At 35.5% G+C, this 24766-nt stretch carries 29 protein-coding genes; 24 read left to right on the top strand and 5 right to left on the bottom strand.

What is annotated here, in order from left to right; translation table 11 throughout:
• Positions 1-4 precede the first annotated feature (4 nt).
• Positions 5-622, bottom strand: coding sequence for a TetR/AcrR family transcriptional regulator (locus tag ABH957_RS04245; protein ID WP_002084688.1), 618 nt, complete (start codon positions 620-622; stop codon positions 5-7).
• Positions 623-792: 170 nt separating this feature from the next.
• Here ABH957_RS04245 and ABH957_RS04240 point away from each other — a divergent pair, with 170 nt between their 5' ends.
• The 5 genes from ABH957_RS04240 (at position 793) to ABH957_RS04220 (ending at position 5653) form a co-directional block, all read left to right on the top strand.
• Positions 793-1974, top strand: coding sequence for a YhgE/Pip domain-containing protein (locus ABH957_RS04240; RefSeq protein ID WP_404453205.1), 1182 nt, complete (start codon positions 793-795; stop codon positions 1972-1974).
• Between the two features lie 195 nt (positions 1975-2169).
• Positions 2170-2604 (top strand): ferritin-like domain-containing protein, encoded by a 435-nt coding sequence (locus ABH957_RS04235; protein WP_002084692.1) that lies wholly within the window; start codon positions 2170-2172, stop codon positions 2602-2604.
• A 232-nt stretch (positions 2605-2836) separates the two neighbouring features.
• Positions 2837-3298: a DUF2691 family protein gene (locus ABH957_RS04230; protein WP_404453208.1), complete on the top strand. Its 462-nt coding sequence runs from the start codon at positions 2837-2839 to the stop codon at positions 3296-3298.
• A gap of 23 nt (positions 3299-3321) precedes the next feature.
• Positions 3322-4200 (top strand): aminoglycoside phosphotransferase family protein, encoded by an 879-nt coding sequence (locus ABH957_RS04225; RefSeq protein WP_404453211.1) that lies wholly within the window; start codon positions 3322-3324, stop codon positions 4198-4200.
• A 124-nt stretch (positions 4201-4324) separates the two neighbouring features.
• Positions 4325-5653 carry a YjiH family protein gene (locus ABH957_RS04220; RefSeq protein WP_404453214.1) on the top strand — a complete coding sequence of 443 codons (1329 nt, stop codon included), beginning with the start codon at positions 4325-4327 and terminating at the stop codon, positions 5651-5653.
• A gap of 67 nt (positions 5654-5720) precedes the next feature.
• Here the strand turns inward: ABH957_RS04220 and ABH957_RS04215 are convergent, their stop codons facing one another.
• Positions 5721-6113 carry an MFS transporter gene (locus tag ABH957_RS04215; protein WP_002128009.1) on the bottom strand — a complete coding sequence of 131 codons (393 nt, stop codon included), beginning with the start codon at positions 6111-6113 and terminating at the stop codon, positions 5721-5723.
• Positions 6114-6571: 458 nt separating this feature from the next.
• Between ABH957_RS04215 and ABH957_RS04210 the strand changes: the two genes are divergently transcribed.
• The 6 genes from ABH957_RS04210 (at position 6572) to ABH957_RS04185 (ending at position 10938) form a co-directional block, all read left to right on the top strand.
• Positions 6572-6916, top strand: coding sequence for an ArsR/SmtB family transcription factor (locus ABH957_RS04210; protein WP_012261209.1), 345 nt, complete (start codon positions 6572-6574; stop codon positions 6914-6916).
• A gap of 29 nt (positions 6917-6945) precedes the next feature.
• Positions 6946-7461, top strand: a complete 516-nt coding sequence (locus tag ABH957_RS04205; protein WP_404449153.1) for an SRPBCC family protein — start codon at positions 6946-6948, stop codon at positions 7459-7461.
• A 90-nt stretch (positions 7462-7551) separates the two neighbouring features.
• Positions 7552-7932, top strand: coding sequence for a VOC family protein (locus tag ABH957_RS04200; RefSeq protein ID WP_002033018.1), 381 nt, complete (start codon positions 7552-7554; stop codon positions 7930-7932).
• A 160-nt stretch (positions 7933-8092) separates the two neighbouring features.
• Positions 8093-8680 carry a GNAT family N-acetyltransferase gene (locus tag ABH957_RS04195; RefSeq protein ID WP_404453220.1) on the top strand — a complete coding sequence of 196 codons (588 nt, stop codon included), beginning with the start codon at positions 8093-8095 and terminating at the stop codon, positions 8678-8680.
• A gap of 322 nt (positions 8681-9002) precedes the next feature.
• Positions 9003-9635: a YdcF family protein gene (locus ABH957_RS04190; protein ID WP_002128006.1), complete on the top strand. Its 633-nt coding sequence runs from the start codon at positions 9003-9005 to the stop codon at positions 9633-9635.
• 154 nt (positions 9636-9789) lie between these two features.
• Positions 9790-10938, top strand: coding sequence for an acyl-CoA dehydrogenase family protein (locus ABH957_RS04185; RefSeq protein ID WP_404453224.1), 1149 nt, complete (start codon positions 9790-9792; stop codon positions 10936-10938).
• A 198-nt stretch (positions 10939-11136) separates the two neighbouring features.
• Here the strand turns inward: ABH957_RS04185 and ABH957_RS04180 are convergent, their stop codons facing one another.
• The gene (locus tag ABH957_RS04180) at positions 11137-11607 is read right to left on the bottom strand and encodes a DinB family protein (RefSeq protein WP_404453227.1); all 471 of its coding nucleotides are present in this window, start codon (positions 11605-11607) and stop codon (positions 11137-11139) included.
• A 69-nt stretch (positions 11608-11676) separates the two neighbouring features.
• On the opposite strand from ABH957_RS04180, the gene ABH957_RS04175 reads away from it, so the two are divergent.
• Positions 11677-12384: an ArsR/SmtB family transcription factor gene (locus ABH957_RS04175; protein WP_404510674.1), complete on the top strand. Its 708-nt coding sequence runs from the start codon at positions 11677-11679 to the stop codon at positions 12382-12384.
• A 188-nt stretch (positions 12385-12572) separates the two neighbouring features.
• Here the strand turns inward: ABH957_RS04175 and ABH957_RS04170 are convergent, their stop codons facing one another.
• Positions 12573-12998, bottom strand: coding sequence for a hypothetical protein (locus ABH957_RS04170; protein WP_404453230.1), 426 nt, complete (start codon positions 12996-12998; stop codon positions 12573-12575).
• Between the two features lie 187 nt (positions 12999-13185).
• On the opposite strand from ABH957_RS04170, the gene ABH957_RS04165 reads away from it, so the two are divergent.
• From ABH957_RS04165 to lepB (ABH957_RS04110), 12 genes are all read left to right on the top strand, one after another.
• On the top strand, positions 13186-13863 hold the full coding sequence (locus tag ABH957_RS04165) for a copper homeostasis protein CutC (RefSeq protein ID WP_404453233.1): 678 nt from the start codon (positions 13186-13188) through the stop codon (positions 13861-13863).
• Positions 13864-13886: 23 nt separating this feature from the next.
• On the top strand, positions 13887-14438 hold the full coding sequence (lepB, locus tag ABH957_RS04160; RefSeq protein WP_002013664.1) for a signal peptidase I: 552 nt from the start codon (positions 13887-13889) through the stop codon (positions 14436-14438).
• Between the two features lie 157 nt (positions 14439-14595).
• Positions 14596-15348 (top strand): IclR family transcriptional regulator, encoded by a 753-nt coding sequence (locus tag ABH957_RS04155; RefSeq protein WP_002128000.1) that lies wholly within the window; start codon positions 14596-14598, stop codon positions 15346-15348.
• Between the two features lie 14 nt (positions 15349-15362).
• The gene (gene pxpB / locus ABH957_RS04150) at positions 15363-16076 is read left to right on the top strand and encodes a 5-oxoprolinase subunit PxpB (RefSeq protein ID WP_404447346.1); all 714 of its coding nucleotides are present in this window, start codon (positions 15363-15365) and stop codon (positions 16074-16076) included.
• On the top strand, positions 16067-17056 hold the full coding sequence (locus tag ABH957_RS04145; protein ID WP_404447343.1) for a 5-oxoprolinase subunit C family protein: 990 nt from the start codon (positions 16067-16069) through the stop codon (positions 17054-17056). Before pxpB ends, ABH957_RS04145 begins: the two co-directional genes overlap by 10 nt.
• An 18-nt stretch (positions 17057-17074) precedes the next feature.
• Entirely contained in the window at positions 17075-17848 is a 774-nt protein-coding gene (gene pxpA, locus ABH957_RS04140; protein WP_404453237.1) for a 5-oxoprolinase subunit PxpA, read from the top strand.
• A 34-nt stretch (positions 17849-17882) separates the two neighbouring features.
• Entirely contained in the window at positions 17883-18578 is a 696-nt protein-coding gene (locus tag ABH957_RS04135; protein ID WP_002127994.1) for a DUF969 domain-containing protein, read from the top strand.
• Between the two features lies 1 nt (position 18579).
• Positions 18580-19542, top strand: a complete 963-nt coding sequence (locus ABH957_RS04130; RefSeq protein ID WP_002137085.1) for a DUF979 domain-containing protein — start codon at positions 18580-18582, stop codon at positions 19540-19542.
• Between the two features lie 16 nt (positions 19543-19558).
• Positions 19559-20206, top strand: coding sequence for a pyroglutamyl-peptidase I (gene pcp / locus ABH957_RS04125; protein ID WP_404453240.1), 648 nt, complete (start codon positions 19559-19561; stop codon positions 20204-20206).
• Between the two features lie 75 nt (positions 20207-20281).
• Positions 20282-21007 (top strand): NAD-dependent protein deacylase, encoded by a 726-nt coding sequence (locus tag ABH957_RS04120; RefSeq protein WP_404453243.1) that lies wholly within the window; start codon positions 20282-20284, stop codon positions 21005-21007.
• Positions 21008-21233: 226 nt separating this feature from the next.
• Positions 21234-23408, top strand: coding sequence for a peptidoglycan D,D-transpeptidase FtsI family protein (locus ABH957_RS04115; RefSeq protein ID WP_404453246.1), 2175 nt, complete (start codon positions 21234-21236; stop codon positions 23406-23408).
• 93 nt (positions 23409-23501) lie between these two features.
• Positions 23502-24023, top strand: coding sequence for a signal peptidase I (gene lepB, locus ABH957_RS04110; protein WP_404510672.1), 522 nt, complete (start codon positions 23502-23504; stop codon positions 24021-24023).
• A 10-nt stretch (positions 24024-24033) separates the two neighbouring features.
• Here lepB (ABH957_RS04110) and ABH957_RS04105 read toward each other — a convergent pair whose 3' ends face one another.
• Entirely contained in the window at positions 24034-24657 is a 624-nt protein-coding gene (locus ABH957_RS04105) for a cephalosporin hydroxylase family protein (RefSeq protein ID WP_080220981.1), read from the bottom strand.
• Between the last annotated feature and the right edge of the window lie 109 nt (positions 24658-24766).

Below are 24766 nucleotides of genomic sequence, written 5' to 3'. Positions count from 1 at the left end.
ACTTTTATTTCTTTAAACCAGCCGCATAAAAAGGTCCATGAACTGCGATTGTTGATAAAATACGAGCAATCTCCTCAGGTGTTTCTTTTTGTCCATTATTTAACCATTGTTGAATGACACCTATATGAGCAGATGCCATATAAGAAGCTAAGTATTGGCTTGGGACAAGTAAATTCTCCTTATTAATGAGAGGACCATTCGTATCTTCAAATAGTGTTTTCCACATAAAGTCTTTCAGTTTCGTTTGGAAAGATAAATCTCCTTTTGGGCTTAGTACAGCTTTCATAAAATCACTATTTTCATTTAGAAATTCAAGAATAGAAGCGATAAGTATAAATGGCATTGTTGGGGAAGGGCTTGATCCAAGATCAGCAATAACTTCCGGTAATCTCTGTTTAGCAATGCTAGAAAATTCATACATAATTTCTTCTTGGCATTTTGTCATTAAATCAAATTTATCTTGGTAATGTGTATAAAATGTACCACGATTTATGTTTGCTTTCGTAGTAATATCTTTCACTGTAATGGCGTCAAAACCTTTTTCCTCAATTAATTCCACTAATGCATTTCGTATGGCAGTTTTCGTACGAATAACACGTAAATCTAAATTACTATCGCGCAAAGTATGTCCCTCCTTAATTTTAGCCAACACATTTCAAGGATGTGTCTTATAACCGACACATTCACGATTTTTGATTATTGTATAAGGTTCAACTCGAACATATAATTCAAATATAAATAAACAACACGTTGTTGGTTATTATAAATCAAATTAAAGGAGGAGAAAAGAAAATGTTTAAAAACAAACTTTTATTGTTATCTCCAGTTATTGCACTACTTGTTGTTTTTATTTTTTCATTAACATTATTTCCAACCGTTCAACCTAAGCCGAAAAACTTACCAATCGCAATTGTAAATGAGGATCAAGGAGTAGAAATTCCGAATCAACCGAAGATGAATATGGGGCAAACGATTGTTGATAATATGAAAAAGACATCAAAATCAGAGGAAGAACCTGCGGTGAAGTGGGTAGAAGTGCAAAATAAAGAAGCAGTTCAAAAAGGCTTAAATAATCAAGAATATTATGCAGCATTGGTTATTCCAAAAGACTTTAGCACAAAACAAGCATCATTACGAACACCACAGCCATCTTCGCCAGAGGTAGAAATATTCATCAATCAAGGAATGAATACAGCAGCATCAACTATGGCAGGACAAATGTTAAATGCGATCGTTGATAATATGAACAATACTGTTCGTACACAACTATTAGAAGGATTGAAAGCAAAAGGAGCTACATTAACAGCAGACCAAGTTTCAAATGTAGTAACACCTATTACGAAGAAAGTGACAAATGTGAATGAAATCGGCAAAAATAGTGCGAACGGTAACTCGCCAATGTCTTTATTCCAGCCGTTATGGATTGCAAGTTTAGCGAGCGCAGCAATTATCTTTATTGCGATAAGTAAAACGCAAGTGGGTACAAGAAAAGAGAACTTCGTATTGAAACTAAAACAAATAGTAACAGGAGCAATTGCTACACTTGTAATTGGATTTGGTCTTACATGGATTGCGGATGGAATGGTAGGATTAAATATCCCGAATTTCACGGATACGGCTTTATTCTTATCCATTACTTCTTTTTGTTTCTTCTTAATGATTTCTGCGTTGCTTTCATTAGTTGGTTTAAAAGGAATCGGGTTATTTGCACTGTTACTTTTCTTTGGGGCACCGCTATTGGCGCTAGCGCCTGAAATGATGTCTCCATTTTATCAAGACTGGATTTACTCCTGGTTACCGATGCGATTTATGATAGAAGGTCTCAGGGAAATATTCTTCTTTGGGAAAGGGTTAACTTGGAATACTCCTACTACAGTGCTCGTTTGGATTGGAGTAGTAAGTATGTTTATCATACTAGGAAGTGCTTTAAAACGTAGTGCGGTAAAGGGACACAAAACTGAATTAAATGCTTAAGAAATAAAAACCGTTTCACTCGTAGTGAAACGGTTTTTTGTGATGAAATCGATAGGGAAATAATTCAATGATAGATAGGCTTTTTCGATGTTTTAAAGGTGAGTGAAGAACTAGTATTTGCTGTCCCTTTATGTATACATGCTCCTACTATTTCGAAATGCATAAAATGTTATGTGAAATAACGGAGGGGATACGATGTATAATTCGAATTATGATGATTGGTATAGACAGAATGATAAGCTAATTAGTGATATTGAAAAAGCTATAAACGGAGAGTATAGCGCTATAAGCTGCTATGCAAAATTAGCTAACATGGCTCCAAATCAAGTAGAACAAAAACAAATTCTTGAAATCCGTAATGATGAAATAAGACATTTTCATCATTTTGTACAAATCTATACGAATTTAACTGGCAGACAGCCGAAACCACAGATTACGGAAAATTGCCCTAATACGTACTTACAGGGATTAGAGTTCGCTATACAAGATGAGCAAAAGACCGTAGATTTTTACTTAGAAATTTCAGATGAGGCAGCAGATGCATCTATGAAAGAGTTATTGCGCAGAATAGCTGCAGATGAACAAAATCATGCGGTGTGGTTTTTATATTATTTTGTGAAAACGAAGTGAGTGTTAAAAATGAATGGCTGATGTGCTGAACATATTAGAAATTATTTTAAAACGCAGTGCAATAATTGAATGGAAAACTTGAATATAAATAGAAAGAAACCGTTTCATAAGTAGTGGGACGGTTTTTTCGCGGTGAAATACAAGTTACATAGGTATCGACAAAATATAGTAGTTGAATTAGGTATATAATGTATGGAATGAAAACGAAAATAAATAAGCTAGGAGCAAACAAATGAAAAGAGGAATTACAGTAGATATTCCAAATGAATATGATAATTTACTTTGGAAAGTGTTAAAGCCGATTGATATTTCTTCATTTAATTGGTGGGTGGGGAGTGAGGAGTCATACTTAGTAGCACGTGGTGGATTGGATGAGGCATTATTTCCAGAAGAACCAAGTATAGTGGAAGGATCAGATTTGAAAAGATTATTTAAAGACAATATATATTATGTTATTTTTGCAGATTTAAAAGCGTATCCAAAAGGAGAGGAAGTAGTAGATATTGAAACATATGAAGAATTTAAAGAGAGTAAGTGTGAATTAGTTTTACTAGTTGCGGATTGTACATACGTCACAGTTTACGCTAAAGACCAAGAAGCGATTGAATTGATGTATGAAAACGCAATTGATCAAGGGTTTTATGTTGAATATGTTACAGACGAAAATGAAGGTAGAACGCGTTTATCCGTGTGATAGGTATATAAAGGGGGAAGGAAATGAATCATATTAATGCTGATTTAGTTAAAAGGTTAGTAGGGGCACAATTTCCAGAATGGGCACATTTAGAAGTGAAACCTGTAAAATTTAGCGGTCATGATAATAGAACGTTTCACTTAGGGGATGAGATGAGTGTAAGATTGCCAAGTGATGCAGCATATTCACCGCAAGTAGAGAAAGAAAACATTTGGTTACCTTTATTAAGTAAGGGACTTTCTTTACAAATTTCTGCACCAATTGCGAAAGGGAATCCGACTGAAGAGTATCCGTGGCCTTGGTCTATTAATAAGTGGATCGAGGGGGAGACCGTGACGAAACAAAATGTCCGTGACTTAAATGAATTTGCGGCGGACTTAGGCTCATTTTTAATAGAGTTACAATCAATTGATGCGAGTAACGGGCCAATAGCTGGAGAACATAATTTTTACCGAGGCGGGCTTATATCTGTATACGATGAAGAAGCGAGGGTGGCTATTGAAAATAATAAGGATGTTTTTGATGAGACATTATTAAAGCATCTTTGGAATGTAGCACTTCGTTCAACATGGGACCACAAACCAGTTTGGATTCATGGAGATGTTGCACCAGGAAACTTACTCGTTAAGGATGGAAAACTTTGTGCCGTAATTGATTTTGGTATTTTAGGAGTAGGAGATCCGGCTTGTGATGCAGCGATGGCCTGGACATTTTTTGATAAGAATAGTAGAAACGTATTTAAAGAAGTATTACGCATGGATGAAGAAACGTGGAATAGAGCGAGAGGATGGGCGCTTTGGAAGGCGTTAATTACATATGATGCGAATAAGACTAGTAATAAGATAGTGGCAGAAGAATCTTATCGTGTAATTCAAGTAATTGTGGATGATTATAAGAGGTAATAGAAAAAGCTTATTTTGATTGTATATTTCAAAATAGGCTTTTTTACATGATTAAATATTCGAATTAAAAGAAGGAATCCGACGTTAATATACAGAATATTTAGATAATAGGAGGTGTCTAATTTTGAATGAAATTGAGTTAAAAAGTAATGTAATTAAGACAGGGCGAGAGAAGGGGATTATACTTCAGTTTATACTTGCTAGTCTAGTTGGTGTGTTTATGTTTTTCGTACCAGTTACGATAAACGGTGCTTCGTCTATTATGATTGATCATATCGTATCGTGGATAAGAGCTACGGTTCCTTCGGTAGTACCTTATTATGCACTGCTTGTTATGGTAATTGGTGCGATTTATCCATTTTATACGAAGAAATGGAATGCATCTATTGTAGATATTTGTTTTTCTATTTTAAAAGTAGTAGGTGTTGTTTTTGGCGTATTATATTGTTTGAAAGTGGGACCAGCTTGGTTCTTTGCGCCAGATGTTGGACCGTTTTTGTATGAGAAGTTAGTTATATCAGTAAGTTTACTCGTTCCAATTGGCTCAGCATTTTTAGCGTTATTAGTCGGGTACGGATTGCTTGAGTTTATCGGCACGTTTTGTCGTCCAATTATGAGACCGTTATGGAAAACACCTGGGCGATCAGCAATTGATGCGGTTGCTTCCTTTGTAGGAAGCTATTCGTTAGCCTTATTAATTACGAACCGTGTTTACAAAGAAGGAAAGTATACGACGAAAGAAGCAGCAATTATCGCAACAGGTTTTTCAACAGTATCCGCAACATTTATGATCATCATCGCAAAAACATTAGATATTATGCATTTATGGAATGTTTACTTTTGGACTACTCTTGTTGTAACATTCATCGTGACCGCTATCACCGTAAGAATCCCGCCTCTTAGTAGAAAACCAGATACATATATTACGAAAGAAGGGTTCCCAGAGCCCGTTTATAAAGAGAAAATGTTAGAGCGAGCTTGGGAAGATGCATTAGAAGTATCGAAGTCTGCGCCAAGTATTATGAAAAATATCGCAGTGAATTTAAAAGACGGATTTATAATGACGATGGGGATTTTACCATCAATTATGTCAGTAGGATTAATTGGTATCGTCTTAGCAAAGTTTACGCCAATATTTGATTGGGTAAGTTACATTTTCTATCCATTTACGTGGCTATTACAATTACCAGAAGCAGACCTAGCTGCTAAAGCAGTATCAGTTGGTATTGCAGAAATGTTTTTACCTTCTCTTTTAGTTGTAAGTGCACCGCTTGTTACAAAGTTTGTTATTGCGGTTGTGTCCGTTTCATCCATTTTGTTTTTCTCCGCATCAATCCCTTGCATATTATCGACAGATATTCCGTTAAAAGTATCTGAACTTATTATTTTATATGTGCAAAGAACGATTTTAACGTTGCTTATTATTACGCCGATTGCTTATTTGTTGCTTTAAACATATAGAGTTAAGTTTCTGAAGTTATGCCATTTTCTGATTATTAAAATCAGAAAATGGCATAACGTTAATTATGTTCTAAAGTAACTCTAGATGATTTTTTCATAAATAACGTATGAGCTAAGTATATAATCATACCAATACGTGTGATTAATACTCCTGCGAGTAGAAAAACTCCGCTTACTTTTATCCATAGGGCTAAAAGTGAACCTAATGTAGGTGAAATCACCATAGCGCCGTGCACCATTGTATTTGCGGTACTAGTTACTCTTCCCATTAATCTTGCAGGGGTTTGAAGTAAGTAACTATAGCATACAGAGATAGAAGCGATAAATATACCAATAAAAAACCAAATGATTAACGATAAAAATAAATTACTCGATAAAAAGCCGAACCCTCCAAGTCCAGTAAGGATCAACATTCCTCCAAGTAATATAGCTGAACCGTTTAAGATATTCATTTTGTTTACTGTATTTCCCTATTTTCCAATGGTTATAGCTCTGACTAAAGCGTCTAACCCAACGATACTTATAAAGATTCCAAACAAACTATCACGTATGTCCATTTCTTTTGCCAATAAAACAACTAAACTATCAAATAAAAATATGAAAAAAAATACTGTAGCGTTAAATAGTATTAAAAGTGTTAAAGCTTTCTTGGACCAGATAAAAACAAAGCCTTCGCGGAAATCGTTCCAAAACCCACTGACTAAAGCATCACTTTATCGTAAAACATAGGCTTGTGAAATGTTTTTAATCCATTTTTATTATTAAGTAACGATTTGGTATTACTTTAGTTTTCGAATATTCCTTGACGGGAATATTCCTCTTTGGTTATAATCGATTCAACAGGAAAATAATATTAGTGATGATATTGATGTGTTATAACCGGAGACCATCACTTAACGAGGTGAGTGATATGTCGGGGAAAATTCCGGGCGTGAATATGACGACGTTGAGCGCTTTATCTGAACCGAATCGTATGAATATCGTTGAACTCTTGCGTGACGGTCCCTTAACCGTTGGGGAAATCGCCGAACATTTGGGATTAAGGCAACCACAAACTTCGAAACATTTAAAAGTGTTAAGCGATACAGGGATTGTGGAAGTGCAGGCTGAAGCTAATCGCCGGATTTACAAGCTCCGACCTGAGCCTTTCCAAGCACTTGATTGTTGGGTGCAGTCATTTAAGCGTGTGATGGAAGAGAGATTCGATAATTTAGATGAGTATTTGAAGGAATTGCAAAAAAAGGAAAAGTTATAAAATCAGTTCATATTTAAGGAGGAATTAACATGTCAAACAATACAATGGTATCAAGAGTAGAGAACGATCGAGTATTAGTACTGGATCGTGTTTTCGATGCACCGCGTGATCTTGTATTCAGTATGTTTAAAGAAGCAGAGCATTTGAAACACTGGTGGGGACCAAGGGGCTGGGAAATTCCAGCATGCACTGTCGACTTCCGTCCGGGAGGCGTTTGGCACTACTGTATGAAGTGTGTCGATCAGAACCTGGGGCAATTTTTTGGTATGGAATCATGGGGCAAAGGAGTTTATAAAGAGATTATTGAGCCAGAGAAAATTGTCTACACCGATTACTTTTCGGATGCTGAAGGCAATGTAAATGATTCTATGCCGTCAACCGAGATGACATTGGAATTCATCGATTTAGGTGGAAAGACAAAGCTAATAAACCGTGCTGAATATGTTTCCGAAGAAGCTCTTAAGACCGTTATGGACATGGGCATGCTACAAGGTATCACCGAAACTTGGGATCGTTTGAACGAGCGATTAGAGTCGCTGAAATAGATTTTTGCACCGCAACTTTATTTTCGGTGATAATTAGGTATAAGTGTATGGAGTTTAATAAAAATTGTTTATAAAGGAGCGTTAAAATAAATGATTAATAATGTTGGTCAAATCATGTTGTATGTGAATAACCAAGATGAAGTGAAGGAATTCTGGACAGAAAAAGTAGGATTTATTGTAATTTCAGAGGAAGATAACGGTCAAGGAATGCGATGGATTGAAATTGCTCCAACTAAAGAAGCTGAAACAAGTATTATTCTCCATAATAAGGAGTTAATTGCTAAAATGCAGCCTGAGTTAAATCTTGGTACACCTTCCTTAATGTTCTTCTCAAAAGAATTCGATCGTTTATATAGCGATTTAGTAAACAAAAACGTTACAGTCGGAGAAATTGTAAATATGCCTTCAGGTAGAATATTTAATTTTGCAGATAGCGAAAATAATTATTTTGCAGTAATGGAAAAGAAGTAAATTTCAATTCAATTTATGAGTGCGATGCTTGAATAAAAGGCATCGCACTTTTTATTTTAAAGATATATTTTATTCCTTAACATAAAGAAAAATCTATGTCCTTATATAACGATATAACGTTAATGGAGTATGATATAGTTACAACAAAGGGGGCTTACAAATGGAAATGATTCACGAAAGAGCAAAGTTACGGTTAATGGATAGCAATGATGTCGAAAAAATGTTTTCAATCGTGGAAGGAAATCGAGATATTTGGGCGTATTTAATCTCTAAAATGGATACTGTTCAAGATATGCAGCAATATGTTCAAAAGGCGATAAAAGCATATGGGGCAGGGAAGGATTTGCCATTTGTTGTTGTTGATCAAAAGACAAATGAAGTAGTAGGAAGTACACGCTTATATAACATTTCAGTTGAAGATAAGACGGTGGAATTAGGGAAAACGTGGTATGACCCAAGTGTGCAACGTACGAGTATGAATACAGAATGTAAGTATATGTTATTACAATATGCTTTTGAAAAGTTGCATATGCGGAGGGTACAAATTAAGACGGATGCACGAAATGAAAAAGCACAAAGAGCAATTGAAAGACTCGGCGCAGTAAAAGAGGGTGTACTTAGAAACGAAAGAAAATTACCGAGTGGGCATGTTAGAGATGCAGTTGTATATAGTGTTATTGCAAATGAATGGCCAGCAGTAAAGGAAAGGTTATTAGAAAAATTAGAGTCATATAAAGAAAAACGATAATTCATATTATTAAAGGTGTATTGATCGTCAAGATGAAAAATATACCTTTTTTCTTACAAAACAGTTACTTCTTTTGTTTCATCATTCCATTATGATAAAAAATTCGTTACAATGTAGTTGTATGGTAATAAACTTATAAATTACACAAATGTAATGAAAACCGCAAACGAAAAATGAATTGATAATCCTCAATTTTAAATGAAAACCCTTTAATGCATATATATGATAAGAAAAATTCCTTCTTTTAAACAAATTCAAACAAAATGATTTGATATATACGTTTTTATATAGAAGTATGGATGATGTACGGAGGCAGTTATAAATGAAAGAAAATAAGAAAAGTAAGAAAAGAAAAATCTTGCAAGTATTCTTGCTTATGATTTGTTCTATTATTTTATATGTAAGTTATGCAGCTTACGATATTTGGAGTTATCGCTTTAAAACAGATGATGGTGTGAAGACAGATGCTGGTATCGTGCTGGGAGCAGCTTCATGGAACGGAAAACCATCTCCTGTATTTAAAGAAAGAATTAATCATGCAATTTCCTTATATAAGAACGGTAATATTAAAAAGATTATTTTCACAGGTGGTACAAAGTTTGAGGCAGAGCTTGAGGAAGCGCGTACTGCTAGAGTGTATGCACTGAAACATGGTGTGAAAGAAGAGGATATTCTAATTGAAACAAAATCCCTTTTCACAGAGGACAATTTAAAGAATGCAAAGCAAGTTGGAATAGAGAACGGAATACGCACATATACGATTGTGAGTGATCCACTTCATATGAAACGTGCAATGAAAATTGCAAAACATATTAAAATTGAAGCGTATGCATCACCAACTCCAACGTCAGCGTATAAAACGTTAGATACAGAAATCCCTTTCTTTTTTAAAGAATTATGCTCGTATATTGGATATGTAACCTCTTTGCCATTAAAGGCATTGAAAGGGGATTAATATAAGAAAAGAACCTATCCTTTTTATAGGAACTTTTCTTATTGTTCAAAAGCATTGTATTTTTATCGGAATAGTGAAACAATAGAGAAGTAACTTCATATAATCATAATGACAAAATGAACGGTTTATGAATCGAACATAAAGGAGATTATGTATGGCACTCTCATTTGTTGAAACAGAAGAACAATCTTTAGTTATTGAGAAAATAAATAAATTGATTCCGAAGTTCATGGAAAGGGAGCATCAACTAAGTGAATTAGGATCATTTCCGTATGAAAATATTAATAATTTGAAAGATATCGGATATACGAAATTAACGTTGCCAAAAGAATTGGGAGGCAATGCGATTTCTTTATATGACTTCGTTTTATTTCAAGAGAAAATAGCAGAAGGCTGCGGTGCTACCGCATTATCGATTGGATGGCACCTTGGCATTGTAAAGGAATTAGCTGAAAATCGTTCTTGGAATGAGGAAATGTTCACTTGGTTTTGTGAAGAAGTACGTAATGGTGCGCTTTTTAATCGAGCAGCGACAGAGCCGAATACAGGTAGTCCTACGCGCGGCGGGAAACCAGAGACGTTAGCTGTCAAAAAAGGTGAGAAGTGGATTATAAATGGAAGAAAAACGTTTACGACAATGGCACCAGTACTTGATTATTTTATCATTTCAGCAAGTATTGAAGGCCAGGAAGATATCGGAGAGTTTGTCATTCCAAAGAATACGCAAGGCGTGACAATTGAAGAAACGTGGGATAGCATCGCAATGCGAGGAACTGCGAGCCATGATCTCGTTTTACAAAATGTAGAGATACCAGATCGCTTTTTCACTGATATAAAGGGTTCAAAAGTTAAAGCTAAGGGTATTGGCTGGTTGCTACATATACCAGCATGTTATTTAGGAATTGCACAATCAGCAAGAAATTATGCAGTTCAGTTTGCGGTATCATACAAGCCAAACAGTTTAAATCATTCTATAAGTTTATTACCGAATGTTAGAAGGTTAGTTGGAGAATTAGAACTTGAGCTTATGCAAGCTCGTGTCTTTTTATATCAAATTGCGAAAAAATACGATGAGGCAGAAGATAAATTATCATTGCAAGCAGAACTTGCGGCAGTGAAATACGCGGTAACAAATGCGGCGATATCTATTGTAGATAAAGCAATGCGCATCGTAGGAGCGAAAAGTTTATCAGAAAAAAATCCGCTTCATCACTATTATTTAAACGTCAGAGCAGGACTACACAATCCGCCGATGGATGATGCAACACTGTCTATGTTAGCGGATGCGGCGTTTCGGTCGTAGTTTTTTTAAACTTACATTTTATTGTTTATGGACAATATAGTTGTTTTGAAAGCACGTGTTTGATTAGTAATCGAACACGTGCTTTTTATGTGTACGACGTACCAAATTGAGATGTAGATTTTTAATATAAATGGTTATCATGATTTTGGATTGTTATTGGCTGAAAGAATATTTATTGCAATGTTAGTTTGGCAACTTTTAATCCCAAATTAAAGGCCTTTCCAAGTTTATCATTCGTAAATATTGTAAAAATTGACCTGCATGGACTGCATCATGATAGGCAATTCGTAATAGCATGTCGCCTAAATATCTTTGATAGCCAACATCACTTCGATCAATAAGTCTTGAACCTAGCTCTGCTATGCTTATTGATTGAACATATTCTATGAAGTCAGTAAAGTATGATTGTGCCAATTCAATTTCTTTTTTTACACAAGTAATTGGCTCGTCATCATATGGGATATGTATGTCATTTATTGAGCCATTGTTTTTTAAAATCATATGATAGTAAAAAGTTGAGCTCCATACATGACGAATCATCTCACCAAAAGACATAGCCTCATTATCAGGCTTCCAATTAAGAAAATTATCGGGAAGAGAATTCCATAATTTTTCTGAGCGCCTTCTCGTTTCTTTCAAATTTAATATACTAAGATCAATTGCATTCATAATAAATTCTCCTTTACTATTAAACTTAAAATAATTGTATCAATTTAACAGTTAGGGTATCATCGAAATATGAATGTATATCCGAATATCTCATATATAGCTAAATTAATTGCTGAACCTACAAGAGCAATCATCTTAGATTGTCTAATGAATAATCAGGCACTACCTGCTAGCGAATTGGCTTATATGGCAAAAGTGTCACATCCAACGATTAGTTCTCATCTTTCTAAATTAGTAGAGGGGAATCTACTTACAGTTGAACAACATGGTAGACATCGTTACTATCGACTTGCTAATCAAGAGGTAGCAGAAGTTATTGAAAAGTTAGGGACAATCGCACCAACAGTTGAAGTTCGCTCTTTAAAACAATCGGGTCAACTAAAACAAGTTCGCTATGCTCGAACTTGTTATGATCATCTTGCAGGCAAACTCGGTGTAGAGATAGCTGAAAAATTACTAGATAGGGAATTTATAATTTTAGAGGACGGAGAATATATTGTAACGGAACAAGGTAAGGAGTGGTTTCTGAATTTTGGAATAAATATTGATAAGGCCGATATAAAAAGGAGGGTATTTGCAAAACCTTGTCTTGATTGGAGTGAACGACGCTACCATATTTCTGGTTGGTTAGGATCTGCAATAGCAAAACTGTTTTTTGAACAGGAATGGATTACAAAAATGGATAAGAATCGAGCCGTTCATCTTACAAAAAAAGGTGTAAATTTATTGGAAGATCAATTAGGCATTGATATGAAAACTGAGGAAAGAAATGCTTGAAATTATAAAAGTCCGTCAAAATGACGGACTTTTTCATTGGGTGAGTTTAGATTCGATGTAAGTAAGTATTAGACTGAAATATGTTTAAACATCCATCTTCACTTTTAGCGATATACTCTCCATTATATTACTTTTTGCATTATTCCGGTTGCACCTCAAGCCTCATACTACTCTCAGATCCATCTTCATTATAAGCGGATATAATAATAGTACCCTGGCTCAGGAGAGGTAACTAATGAACGCAAAGTAAATGTTTTACCTTCATTTGGTTTTATTGTATGTCTTACTAGTTTCTCTTCATCTTTTGATTTGATTGAATATGTAAATGCATTTGTACCGGCATTTTCAACTGTGACTTTTAGGTCACCTTGGCCACTAAAGTCAAATCCAGTACCCATGTCCCCGCGGAATGTATGTGAATTATTAAATGAAGACGAATGAAATATTTGGATTTCTTCTTTATTACCTGATGAAAGAGTCATAGTTTCTTTTTCTATACTTGAAGGTGAGGAAGCTAGTTTTGTAGTTTGCTTTGTTAATAAAGTAATCGCGCAAAGTGATGCAATTACAATAAATGAACTAGAGATAACGAACCGTTTTTTTGTAAGAATCATATATTCATCTCCTTTTATAGGAATATAAGAATGTGTAATTTTAAGAAAAATATAACATATATGATATTTATTATCAATTCAATAAATCTTTCTTTTCATTCTTCTTTTTATAGTTTTATAGTGGAATGCTATGTTTCTTATTTCACCTACTGTATAATAAGAAAAAAGTACGAAAAGAGGTTATCTCATGCTAGAGGTTATTGCAACTTGTTTAGAAGATGTGAAGCGAATTGAGAAGGCTGGTGGAAATCGAATTGAACTCATTTCATCATATACGGAAGGTGGTTTAACACCGAGCTATGCTTTTATAAAAAAAGCAGTAGATGCAGTGCAAATACCAGTTCATGTTATGATTCGTCCGCATGCGAAGTCTTTTACATATACGGAAGAAGAAATTGAAATGATGAAAGAAGATATTGTAGTTGCTCAAAATCTTGGAGCTGCTGGTGTTGTATTAGGTGTATTAAACGTACAAAATGAAGTTGATGAAGAGAAATTAGTAGATTTATTATCTGTTGTAGATGGAATAAATGTAACGTATCACCGTGCGATAGATGATACAGAAAATCCAGTAGAAGCGATGAAAGCTTTGAAAAAATTCAATAAAGTTACTCACGTGTTAACTTCAGGCGGACAAGGAAATGTAGTAGATAATATTCCGGTGCTTCGAGAGATGCAGAAGGAAAGTGAAGGGAATATACAGCTTGTTGTCGGAAGTGGAGTAACGAAAGAGAATGTAAAGCAATTGCTAGATGAAACTGGAATTTCTCAAGCTCATGTCGGTACAGCGGTAAGAGAAGGGAAATCATGTTTTTCTGAAATTGATCCTAATTTAGTACAAGAATTAGTTCAAATAATAAAATAAACACTTAAGAAAGAGGAGAAACGATGAAGGAAAATACGAAGAAAGAATTATTCTCATGGGCTAAAACGATAGGATTTACCCTTGTATTAATCGCTATTATTCGCGGTGTTTTATTTACACCTTCATTAGTACAAGGGGAATCGATGATGCCCACTTTAGAAAATAACGAACGAGTTCTCGTGAATAAGATTGGTTATAGTATAAGTGGATTAGACCGTTTTGACGTTATCGTCTTCCACGGAAAAGAAGGGTACGATTTAGTAAAACGAGTAATTGGTTTACCGGGTGATACAGTTGAGTATAAAGATGATGTTTTATATGTAAACGGAAAAGCGATGGAAGAACCGTATTTAAAAGAATTTAAAGAAAAGGCGTCTGGTCGTGTATTAACTCCTGATTTTACGTTAGAACAAATCACAGGGAAAACGAAAGTGCCAGAAGGCCAAGTTTTTGTTTTAGGAGATAATCGTGAAGTTTCTAAAGACGGTCGTATGTTTGGATTTATTTCAGAAGATGAAATTGTCGGAAAAGGACAAGCTGTTTTCTGGCCATTGAAACAAGTGAGAGCGTTATAAAGTAAAGCAAAAGTATGGGAGAAATATTCTTCCATACTTTTTTTGTTTGCGAAAAATATATTGATAGAATTGAAAGAATATTTTATAATTTTAAATTATATGTTTGTTTCGAAAAACGGAATTGAAGTTCCGAAATTCGGAACAAGAAGGAGATAGGATGAGTATAAATAAAACGGCAGTTAAGACAATGGATATTTTAGAGTTGTTTTATGAGCATGAGGAGCTAAGTTTAACAGAGATGGTTCAGCTTACGAGCATGCCGAAAACATCTGTTTATCGTTTAATTGGCTCGTTAGAAGAAATGGACTTTTTACAAAAAACAGAAAAGGGCAAGTATCGTCTCGGAGTCGTTTTTTTACGATTTGGTCAACTTGTTTCACAAAGGTTATCCGTAAGAAATATTGCGATTCCATATATGAAAGAGCTTAGAGATAGTTTAGGGCAGGCAGTTAATTTAATTATTCAAGATGGTAATGATGCAATTTACGTTGAAAAGATGGAAGGAGTTCAGCCAGTACGTGTTTATACGGCGGTTGGAAGAAGAGCACCGCTTTATGCGGGTGCATGTCCGAGAATTTTACTATCGTATTTTTCTGAAGAAGAGAAAAGAAAGTACGTAGAGGAAACTGATTTAAAGCAGTTTGCAGATGGAACGATTGTGAATAAGGAGCATTTACTAGAAGTGTTACATATGGCAAAACAAGCTGGATACACAATTAGCTATTCTGAATTAGAAAATCATACAGCGGCTATAGCAGCTCCGATTTTTACGAATGATGGAACGGTTGTAGCAGGTATTAGTATTTCAGGTTTAGCAATTGAGTATAGCGAAAGTAACATTTTATATTTTACTGCGAAAGTGAAAGAAACAGCATACCGCATTTCGAAAGAACTCGGCTTTTTGGCATAGAAAGAGGGAGTGGGATGAAATTTTCTGCGTTAGGGGATCAAGCAATTATTGTTACATTTGGTGAAGAAATTGGGATGGATATATACGAAAAAGTGCAGCGGTTATTTCAAGCGCTAAGGCGGCATCCATTTGCAGGAATGGTTGAATGCGTTCCGTCGTTTACTTCATTAGCGGTGTACTACAATTTGTACGAAGTATGGAAGAAAAATGATAGAAATATAAGACCATATGATTATGTTTGCCAGTATATACGGGAGCTGTGTGATTCATATAAAGAAGAAGTGAACCGAGATGTGAAACATATTTCTATACCAGTGTGTTACGGGGGAGAATATGGACCTGATTTAGAAGAGGTTGCGCATTATCAAGGATTACAAGTAGAGGATGTTATTCGAATACATAGTGAAACAACATATTTCGTGTATATGTTAGGTTTTACGCCTGGGTTCCCGTATTTAGGGGGATTACCGAAAGAACTAGAAACACCTAGAAAAGAAACACCGCGGTTACAAATTGCTTCTGGTTCAGTAGGTATTGGCGGAAATCAAACAGGTATTTATCCGCTTGAAACACCAGGAGGCTGGAATATTATCGGCCGAACACCTATTTCTCTATTTAATCCAAAAGAAGAAACACCAACATATATTCAAAGTGGTATGTATTTACGGTTTATACCAATAACAAAGGAAGAGTACGTATCGCTTGAGGGGGCTAAAGAATGGATGTAGAGGTTTTGCATGCAGGAATGTTTACAACAGTCCAAGATTTAGGACGATCTCATTATCAACAATACGGTGTACCTGTTGGCGGGGCAATGGATAAAAATGCGCTCAGGATGATTAATATGTTAGTAGGTAATGAAGAGAATGAAGCTGGACTCGAAATTACAATAATGGGACCTAAAATGTTAATAAAGAAAACGACATTGCTTGCGATTGGCGGTGCGGATATGGAACCGTTATTAAATGGAGAACGTATTCCATTATGGCGTCCCATATTAGCTGAAGAAGGAAGCATGCTTTGTCTCGGAAAAGCAAAGAGTGGTTGCAGAGTATATGTGACTTTTGCGGGTGGTATAAATATTGATCGTACGATGGGTAGTAAAAGTACTTACATACGTGCTGCTCTTGGCGGTATTGAAGGGAGAATGCTGAAAAAAGGAGATTATTTTCAAATTGGTACAGGGGCAGAAGTTGCAAGTCGTTTCATTCAAAATTTACAAGAAGAAAAGCGTATAAAAACGAAGTGGGCAATTTGTAACGATGCTTTACCAAAATATAAGAAGCATCCTATTCTTCGCGTCATAACAGACTTTGAATATGATCAATTTACAGAAGAAAGTATAAAGTCGTTTTTTTCGAAAGAGTATAAAGTGTCCAATTATGCTGATCGCATGGGATATAGGCTTGACGGAGATGTTTTAAATAGAGTTGAAGAGATAGAAATTTTATCGAGCCCAGTTACATTCGGAACAATTCAAGTACCAAATGGTGGACAGCCTATTATATTAATGGCGGATAGACAAACGACAGGTGGTTATCCGAGAATTGGAAATGTAATTTCAGTAGATTTACCTCTTCTAGCGCAGCTGAAACCAGGAGACTATGTAACTTTTGAAAAAATAACTATGGAAGACGCTGCACAATTATATATAAAGCAGGAAACAAGTATGAGTCTATTAAAGAAATTCATCGCTTTACGAAGCTGAGATTTGGAGGAAAACATCGTGACTACAATCGATTTAAACTGTGATTTAGGAGAAAGTTTTGGAGCTTATAAAATGGGGAATGATGATGAAATTCTTCCGTTCGTTTCCTCTATAAACGTTGCTTGTGGTTTTCATGCTGGTGATCCGGCCGTTATGCGGCAAACGGTTGAAAAAGCTCTGGGGCATAACGTAGCAATAGGAGCACACCCTGGATTTCCTGATTTAATTGGATTTGGAAGAAGGAACATGCATGTTTCAGCAAGTGAAGTATACGATTATGTTTTGTATCAAATTGGCGCATTAGACGGATTTGTTAAAGCTGCTGGAGGGAAAATGCAACATGTAAAACCGCACGGTGCCTTATATAATATGGCGGCAACTGATTCGGAAATTGCGGATGCAATCGCAAAGGCAATTTATCATATTAATCCTGGATTATTACTTTACGGATTAGCGAATAGTGAGGCATTTATAAAGGCAACAGAAAAATATAATATAACTCTCGTACAAGAAGCTTTTGCTGATCGCACGTATAAGCAGGATGGAACTTTAACGAGCCGTACAGAAGAAAATGCTCTTATAAAAAATGAAGATGAAGCGATAAAACAAGTACTTCAAATGGTGAAGGAAGGGTATGTAGAATCGGTTAATGGGGAGAAAGTAGCAGTTCAGGCGCAAACGATATGTTTACACGGGGATGGAGAGAAAGCAGTACAATTTGCGAAAAAAATATACAGAACATTCGAACTTAATGGTATTTCTATATGCGCACCAAATAAAGTGAAACTTTAATTAGCGGGATTAAAAATGAGAGGAAGTGTTAAAATTGGTGAAATTAATTGGGATTTTACTTGTTGCAGTTGGGTTTTTATTTAGGCTAAATACACTGTTAGTAGTAATGGTTGCGGGTATTGTTACTGGTATGGTTTCAGGCTTAAGCTTTTATGATGTGATCAGCATGTTCGGTAAATTTTTCATAGAAAACAGATATATGTCTATGCCAATCATATTAACTTTGCCGGTAATCGGAATTTTAGAGCGTTATGGTTTAAAAGAAAGAGCAGAAGCACTTATAACGAAATCAAAAGGAGCAACAACTGGAAGAGTATTAATGTCATATTTTACGATAAGAGAATCATCAGCAGCACTTGGACTGAATATCGGTGGTCATGCGCAAACGGTAAGACCGCTTGTTGCGCCAATGGCAGAAGGGGCTGCGCAAGGTAAATACGGTAAACTCCCTGAAAAATTGAGAGAAAAGATTAAAGCAAACGCAGCAGCTGCGGAAAACACAGCTTGGTTTTTCGGAGAAGATATTTTTATCGCAACTGGTGCCATTTTATTAATGAAAGGGTTCTTCGATTCAGTAGGTATGCATGTCGGTGTATGGGATATGGCGCTTTGGGGCATTCCAACTGCGATATCGGCACTGATTGTGAGCTGGATTAGGTTTAGAAGGTTTGATAAGTATATAGAGAAAACAATGAAGGCAGAAGAAAACCAAGAGAAGGAGGCTATATAAGATGAACATCATAACAATGGATACAATTTATTATGTATTAGGTATCATCGTTGCATTTATCGCTGTTCGTATTGCATTTGATCGTGAACATCCAAACCGATTCGGTTCTAGTTTATTTTGGGCATTGTTTGCAGTTACATTTTTATTCGGAAATGTAATCCCTTCGTTTTACGTTGGTTGTATTGTGCTCGCTATGGTCGTTTTAGCTTCATTGAATAAAGTAACAAAATCCGAGGAGAAAGAAGTACCAGTACAAGAACGTGTGAAACATGCAGAGAAATTAAAGAATAAAATTTTCATGCCTGCACTATTAATTCCTATTTTTACGATAATCGGTACGTTAACGTTAGGGAAAATTAAATGGGGAAATGTCGCACTTGTTGATCCTGATAAAGTAACATTAGTTGCATTAGCGCTAGGAGCATTACTCGCATTCATTGCGGCGATGCGTATTACAAAATCCAAAATAACAACGCCTGTTCAAGAAGGAAGTAGGTTACTACAGGCTGTCGGTTGGGCAGTTATTTTACCACAAATGTTAGCTGCACTTGGTGGTATTTTCGCGAAGTCTGGCGTAGGACAAGTCGTTTCGGAATTAGTCGGACAAGTGTTACCGACAGAGTATCCATTCGTTGCTGTTATGGCCTATTGTTTAGGAATGATGCTATTTACAGTCGTAATGGGGAATGCATTCGCAGCGTTTGCAGTAATCACTGGCGGAATCGGATTACCTTTAATTGTTCAAATGCACGGAGGAAACCCAGCAATTATGGCAGCACTAGGTATGTTTGCTGGATATTGCGGAACGCTGCTTACTCCAATGGCAGCAAACTTTAATATCGTACCTGCGATGCTTTTAGAACTGAAAGATAAAAATGCAGTCATTAAAGCACAAGTACCAATTGCTCTTTCAATTTTTATCATAAATATGTTTATAATGTACGGCCTTGTATATCGTTTCTAATTAGGAGAGTGAAACTATGAAAACAGTATTAGTAACAGGATTTGATCCGTTCGGCGGAGAAAGTATCAATCCAGCTTGGGAAGTCGCAAAAAGTTTGCATGAAAAAACAATCGGAGAGTACAAGATTATTAGTAAACAAGTTCCAACCGTATTTCATAAATCAATAAGAGTATTAAAAGAGTATATAGAAGAGTTGTCACCGGAAATGATTATATGTATTGGACAAGCTGGGGGCAGACCAGATATTACGATAGAGCGTGTAGCAATTAATATTGATGATGCAAGAATTGCTGATAATGAAGGAAATCAGCCGGTGGATATGCCGGTTGTAGAAGAAGGACCTAATGCGTATTGGTCTACACTTCCGATGAAAGCAATCGTGAAAAAACTTCGCGAAGAAGGTATACCGTCATCAGTTTCACAAACTGCAGGTACATTCGTTTGTAATCATTTATTCTATGGTCTCATGCACGAACTAGAAAAACATGATAAGAAAATAAAAGGCGGATTTGTTCATATTCCGTTCTTACCAGAGCAAGCGAGCAATTATCCAGGGCAACCGAGTATGTCACTTTCTACGATTAGTAAAGGTATACAATTAGCAGTTGAGATGACAACGGAAATAGAAGTGGATATTGTAGAATGTGGTGGCGCGACGCATTAAGTAAAATGAATTGTACAACACCTATTGTAAACAACTGGTATAATAAGTATAGGAATATACATAGAGGTGATTTTTGTGCAATTTGAAGAAGTACGTTCAATTTTAGAAAAAGCGAAGAAAATTACAGTGTTAACAGGTGCTGGTGCAAGCACAGAAAGTGGAATCCCTGATTTTCGTTCAGCAAATGGATTATATGCTGATGCGAATGTAGAGATGTATTTGTCGAGAGGCTATTATAATAGAAATCCGAAAGAGTTTTGGAAGCATTATAAAGAAATCTTTCAAATTAATACGTTTCATCAATATAAACCAAATCGCGGGCATCGCTTTTTAGCGGAGCTAGAAGAACAAGGGAAAGACATAACGATTTTAACGCAAAATATTGATGGTTTGCATCAAGTAGGTGGTAGTAAACATGTAATTGATTTACATGGAACACTTCAAACTGCGCATTGTCCGAAGTGTAAAACGGGATATGATTTACAATATATGATTGATCATGAAGTACCGCGTTGCAGGAAGTGTAATTTCATTCTAAACCCAGATGTTGTTTTATACGGAGATACGTTACCACAATATCAAAATGCAATAAAACGTTTATATGAAACAAATGTACTTCTCGTAATGGGAACGTCATTAAAAGTGCAACCTGTCGCTTCATTCCCAGAAATCGCAAAGAGAGAAGTAGGCGCAACAACAATTTTAGTAAATGAAGAGTTAACAGGGCAAGAATACAATTTTGATTTTGTTTTTCAAAATAAGATTGGTGAATTTGCCAAAGGGTTATCTTCGATTAAATAAGTTTTTGTTTTCGTAAAGAAACTGAGGTGAATGATGTCTACCTCAGTTTTTTTTGTATGAATTATATTCATGTTATTGCGTATAAGGGGAATGGTAATAAATAGGATGAGAAAATCAAAAACTGAAAATTAAATCTTTTATTTCTTTTGTAATTAATATAAAATTCTATATATAGCATATAAATAAATTTAATACATAATGATTTTTGCGCAGAAATGTTAATAGAATGAAGCGAGGGAGCAAAATGAGACAGAAAAAGGAGAAACAGAAACAGTCGAAAAAGAAAAAGACTCATATTCCGTTTCGGTTAAATGTACTATTTTTTATCGTTTTTCTTTTATTTTCAGCTATTATTATTCAATTAGGTAAAGTACAAATCATTGACGGAGAAACGTATCGAAATGAAGTGAATAAAAAGGAAGATGTAACGGTGAGTACTCCAGTTCCGAGAGGGAAGATGTTTGACCGGGAAGGGAAAGTTATTGTAAATAATAAACCGTTACGAACTGTTACATATACGAAGATGAAAGGAGTGGACTCAAAAGAGGTTTTAATAGTGGCAAGAAATTTAGCGCAGCTAATTGAAATGCCGCAAGAAGATATGGACAAGTTAACAGAGACAGATAAAAAAGACTTTTGGATGCAGTTAAACGAAAAACGTGCAGCAACAAAAGTAACGAAAGAAGATGAGAGTAAATTTAGGAAACAGGAAATAGAAGGGAAAGACTTAGATAAGAAAGTAGAAGAATTGAGAAGAGAAAGAATTACACAAGAAGAATTAAACGAGCTTTCGAAAGAGGATATAGAAGTACTAGCAATTAAAAGTAAAATGAATGCGGGATATAAAATGACGCCACAAATCGTCAAAAAAGATGTAAGTCAAAATGAATATGCAGTAGTGAGTGAAAGATTATCAATCTTGCCAGGCGTAGATACGACTGTGGATTGGGAGCGCGAATATCCAAATGATAAAATACTACGTTCTGTACTTGGTAGTGTTTCTACTGAAAATGAGGGATTACCAAGGGAGCAATTAGACTATTATTTAGTGCGAGATTATAACAGAAATGATCGTATTGGTAAGAGTTACATCGAAAAACAATACGAAGATGTGTTACATGGAACGAAAGAACAGTCTAAAAATATTACGGATAAAGCTGGAAATATTATTCGAACTGAAAAAGTGACAAAAGGAAAAAGTGGAAATAATTTAATGTTAACAGTTGATATGGATTTACAGAAAAAGGTGGAGGAAAGTCTTGAAAGGAATTTAAGGGCATTTCATTCTTCTGAACCGATGATGGATCGGGCATTCGTCGTTATGATGAATCCGAAAAATGGTCAAATTCTATCATTAGCAGGAAAGAAAATTGTAAATAAAGACGGCGGGATGCAAATAGAAGACTACGCTTTAGGAACGATGATTAGTTCTTACGAGTTAGGATCAACTGTGAAAGGAGCTACGGTATTAGCGGGATATCAAACAGAAGCGATTAAGCCATATACGCATTTTTTCGATGCACCAATGTACTTTAAAGGAAGTTCGAAGCCGAAGAAATCGTGGAAAGACTTTGGAGATATTGATGATTTAAGAGCATTGCAAGTTTCATCCAATGTCTACATGTTTAATACGGCGTTAAAGATTGCGGGGATTGATTATGTACCAAACAATCCGTTAGATATTAAACAAGAAGCGTTTAATAAAATGCGTTATTATTTTAGACAATTTGGTTTAGGTGTGCCAACTGGTATTGACTTGCCAAATGAATCGATTGGTCAAATGGGTAGAACCGATAATATACCTGGTTTTTTACTTGATTATGCGATTGGGCAATATGATACATATACGCCGCTGCAGCTTGCGCAATATATGTCAACGATTGCAAATGGCGGTTACCGAATGAAACCACAAATTGTACAAGAAATTAGAGAGCAACCGAATAGACCAGAGGAAGTCGGGAAAGTTATGCAATCGATGGAACCAGTCGTGTTAAATCGAGTGGATATGGATCTTTCATATATAAATCATGTGAAAGAAGGGTTTAGAAGAGTTTTCCAAGAGGTAGATGGGACCGGTGCTGGAACTTTTAAAGGATTACCTTATAAACCAGCTGGGAAAACAGGAACAGCAGAGACAGTGTACGGTGGAGAAAGTGATATTGGAAGAGATGAAAACAACTATCGAAAAAAATGTTATAATTTAACTCTCGCCGGGTATGCGCCATATGATGCTGATCCGGAAGTTGCTTTTTCTGTTGTTGTGCCATGGGTAAATAATGATAAATCAGGTATTAATTCTGCAATTGGTAAAGAGGTTTTGGATGCATATTTTGACTTAAAAACGCAGAGATCGGGTGCAAGTCCAGTCCCAGTAGCACAACAGCCGGATAAGGTACAGTAAAAAACTTCAAATTGTAGTATATCACTGCGCAAATGAACAGGTGCAGTGATATATTTTTGAGCTGAAAAGTGTTTTAATAAGGTGGGAATGGATATGAAAGAGGAGAGTAAGAGAGGTTGGGGAAAGTACATACTATTTATATTTGTCCTAGTAGTAACGTACCAGTCTTTCACTTTATGTAAGGTGGAAGGAAAATCAATGCAGCCAACTTTACATGAAGAAGACTACGTATTTGTAAATAAAGCTGCGGTACATTTTTCTAGCTTACAGCACGGAGAAATCGTCATTATTAAGGAAGAGGATGAGTCGAAATATTATGTGAAACGCGTAATAGGGCTTCCTGGTGACGTAATTAACATAACGAATGGAACTGTATACGTAAATGACAAAAAGCAAGATGAACCTTATATAAATAAAGATTTATATAACAATACACAAGCGTTTTATAATTTTCAAAAGACAAAGATTCCGCCAAATAAGTTATTTGTAATGGGAGACAATCGTGAACAAAGTAAGGATAGTCGAAATGGTTTAGGATATATTGAAGAAGATAATATAATAGGAAAAGTGGAATTTGTGTACTATCCTTTTTCGAAAATGAAAATACTAGACTAGTTTAGTCTAGTTATTTTATTTTCTTCAAAAAACCATTCGGATTAAATGATATGAAAAATTTATGCTTTGTCTCATCTACTATGAAATTATTATTTTTTGTTAAAAATTCTTCCACAGCTTCCATCGGACCAGGGCCCCAATCAGGAAGAATAGGATTTCCGTTAATACATGTATCCTCGACGATCATGTAGCTACCAGTAGTTACAATTGATTTATATAATTGCAGTTCTTTTAATACATGTTCTTTACTATGATCGGAATCTAAAATAACTAAAATAACATCGTCAGGTTTTCGCATACTTAAAATAGTTTGGACAGCACTTACAGAAACAGAAGAAGCTGTTAAATACGTAATCCGATTATGTGATGGGCGATTTGGTTGCGGCGTTATATCAATAGTAAGAACGTGACCTTTTCCTATTAAATCTAGAATAGAAGCTAAATAAAGTGCGCTACCACCATGGAAAGTCCCGCATTCAATAATTAAATCCGGTTGTAAGTCGTAAATAATTTCTTGATATAAGAAAAGGTCAGAGGGAAGTTTGCAAATGGGGACACCGAGCCAGTTTGTACCGTTTGGCCATACATTGCTATCATAAAAGCATTTTAAAAATTCATTTCCTATGTTATCGATGTTGAATTCTCCTTTCTCAAAAGGATTCTTTCGTTGGACGTAAAGTGTTTACGTATGAAAGTTGTACTGTATATTATGTGAGGAGCAATGACAAGGAGAGTGTTTTTAC

This window comes from Bacillus sp. RC242 (assembly GCF_044908245.1).
In the GTDB taxonomy this organism is placed as follows: Bacteria; Bacillota; Bacilli; order Bacillales; family Bacillaceae_G; genus Bacillus_A; species Bacillus_A mycoides.
This window is presented reverse-complemented; position numbering and strand designations above follow the sequence as displayed.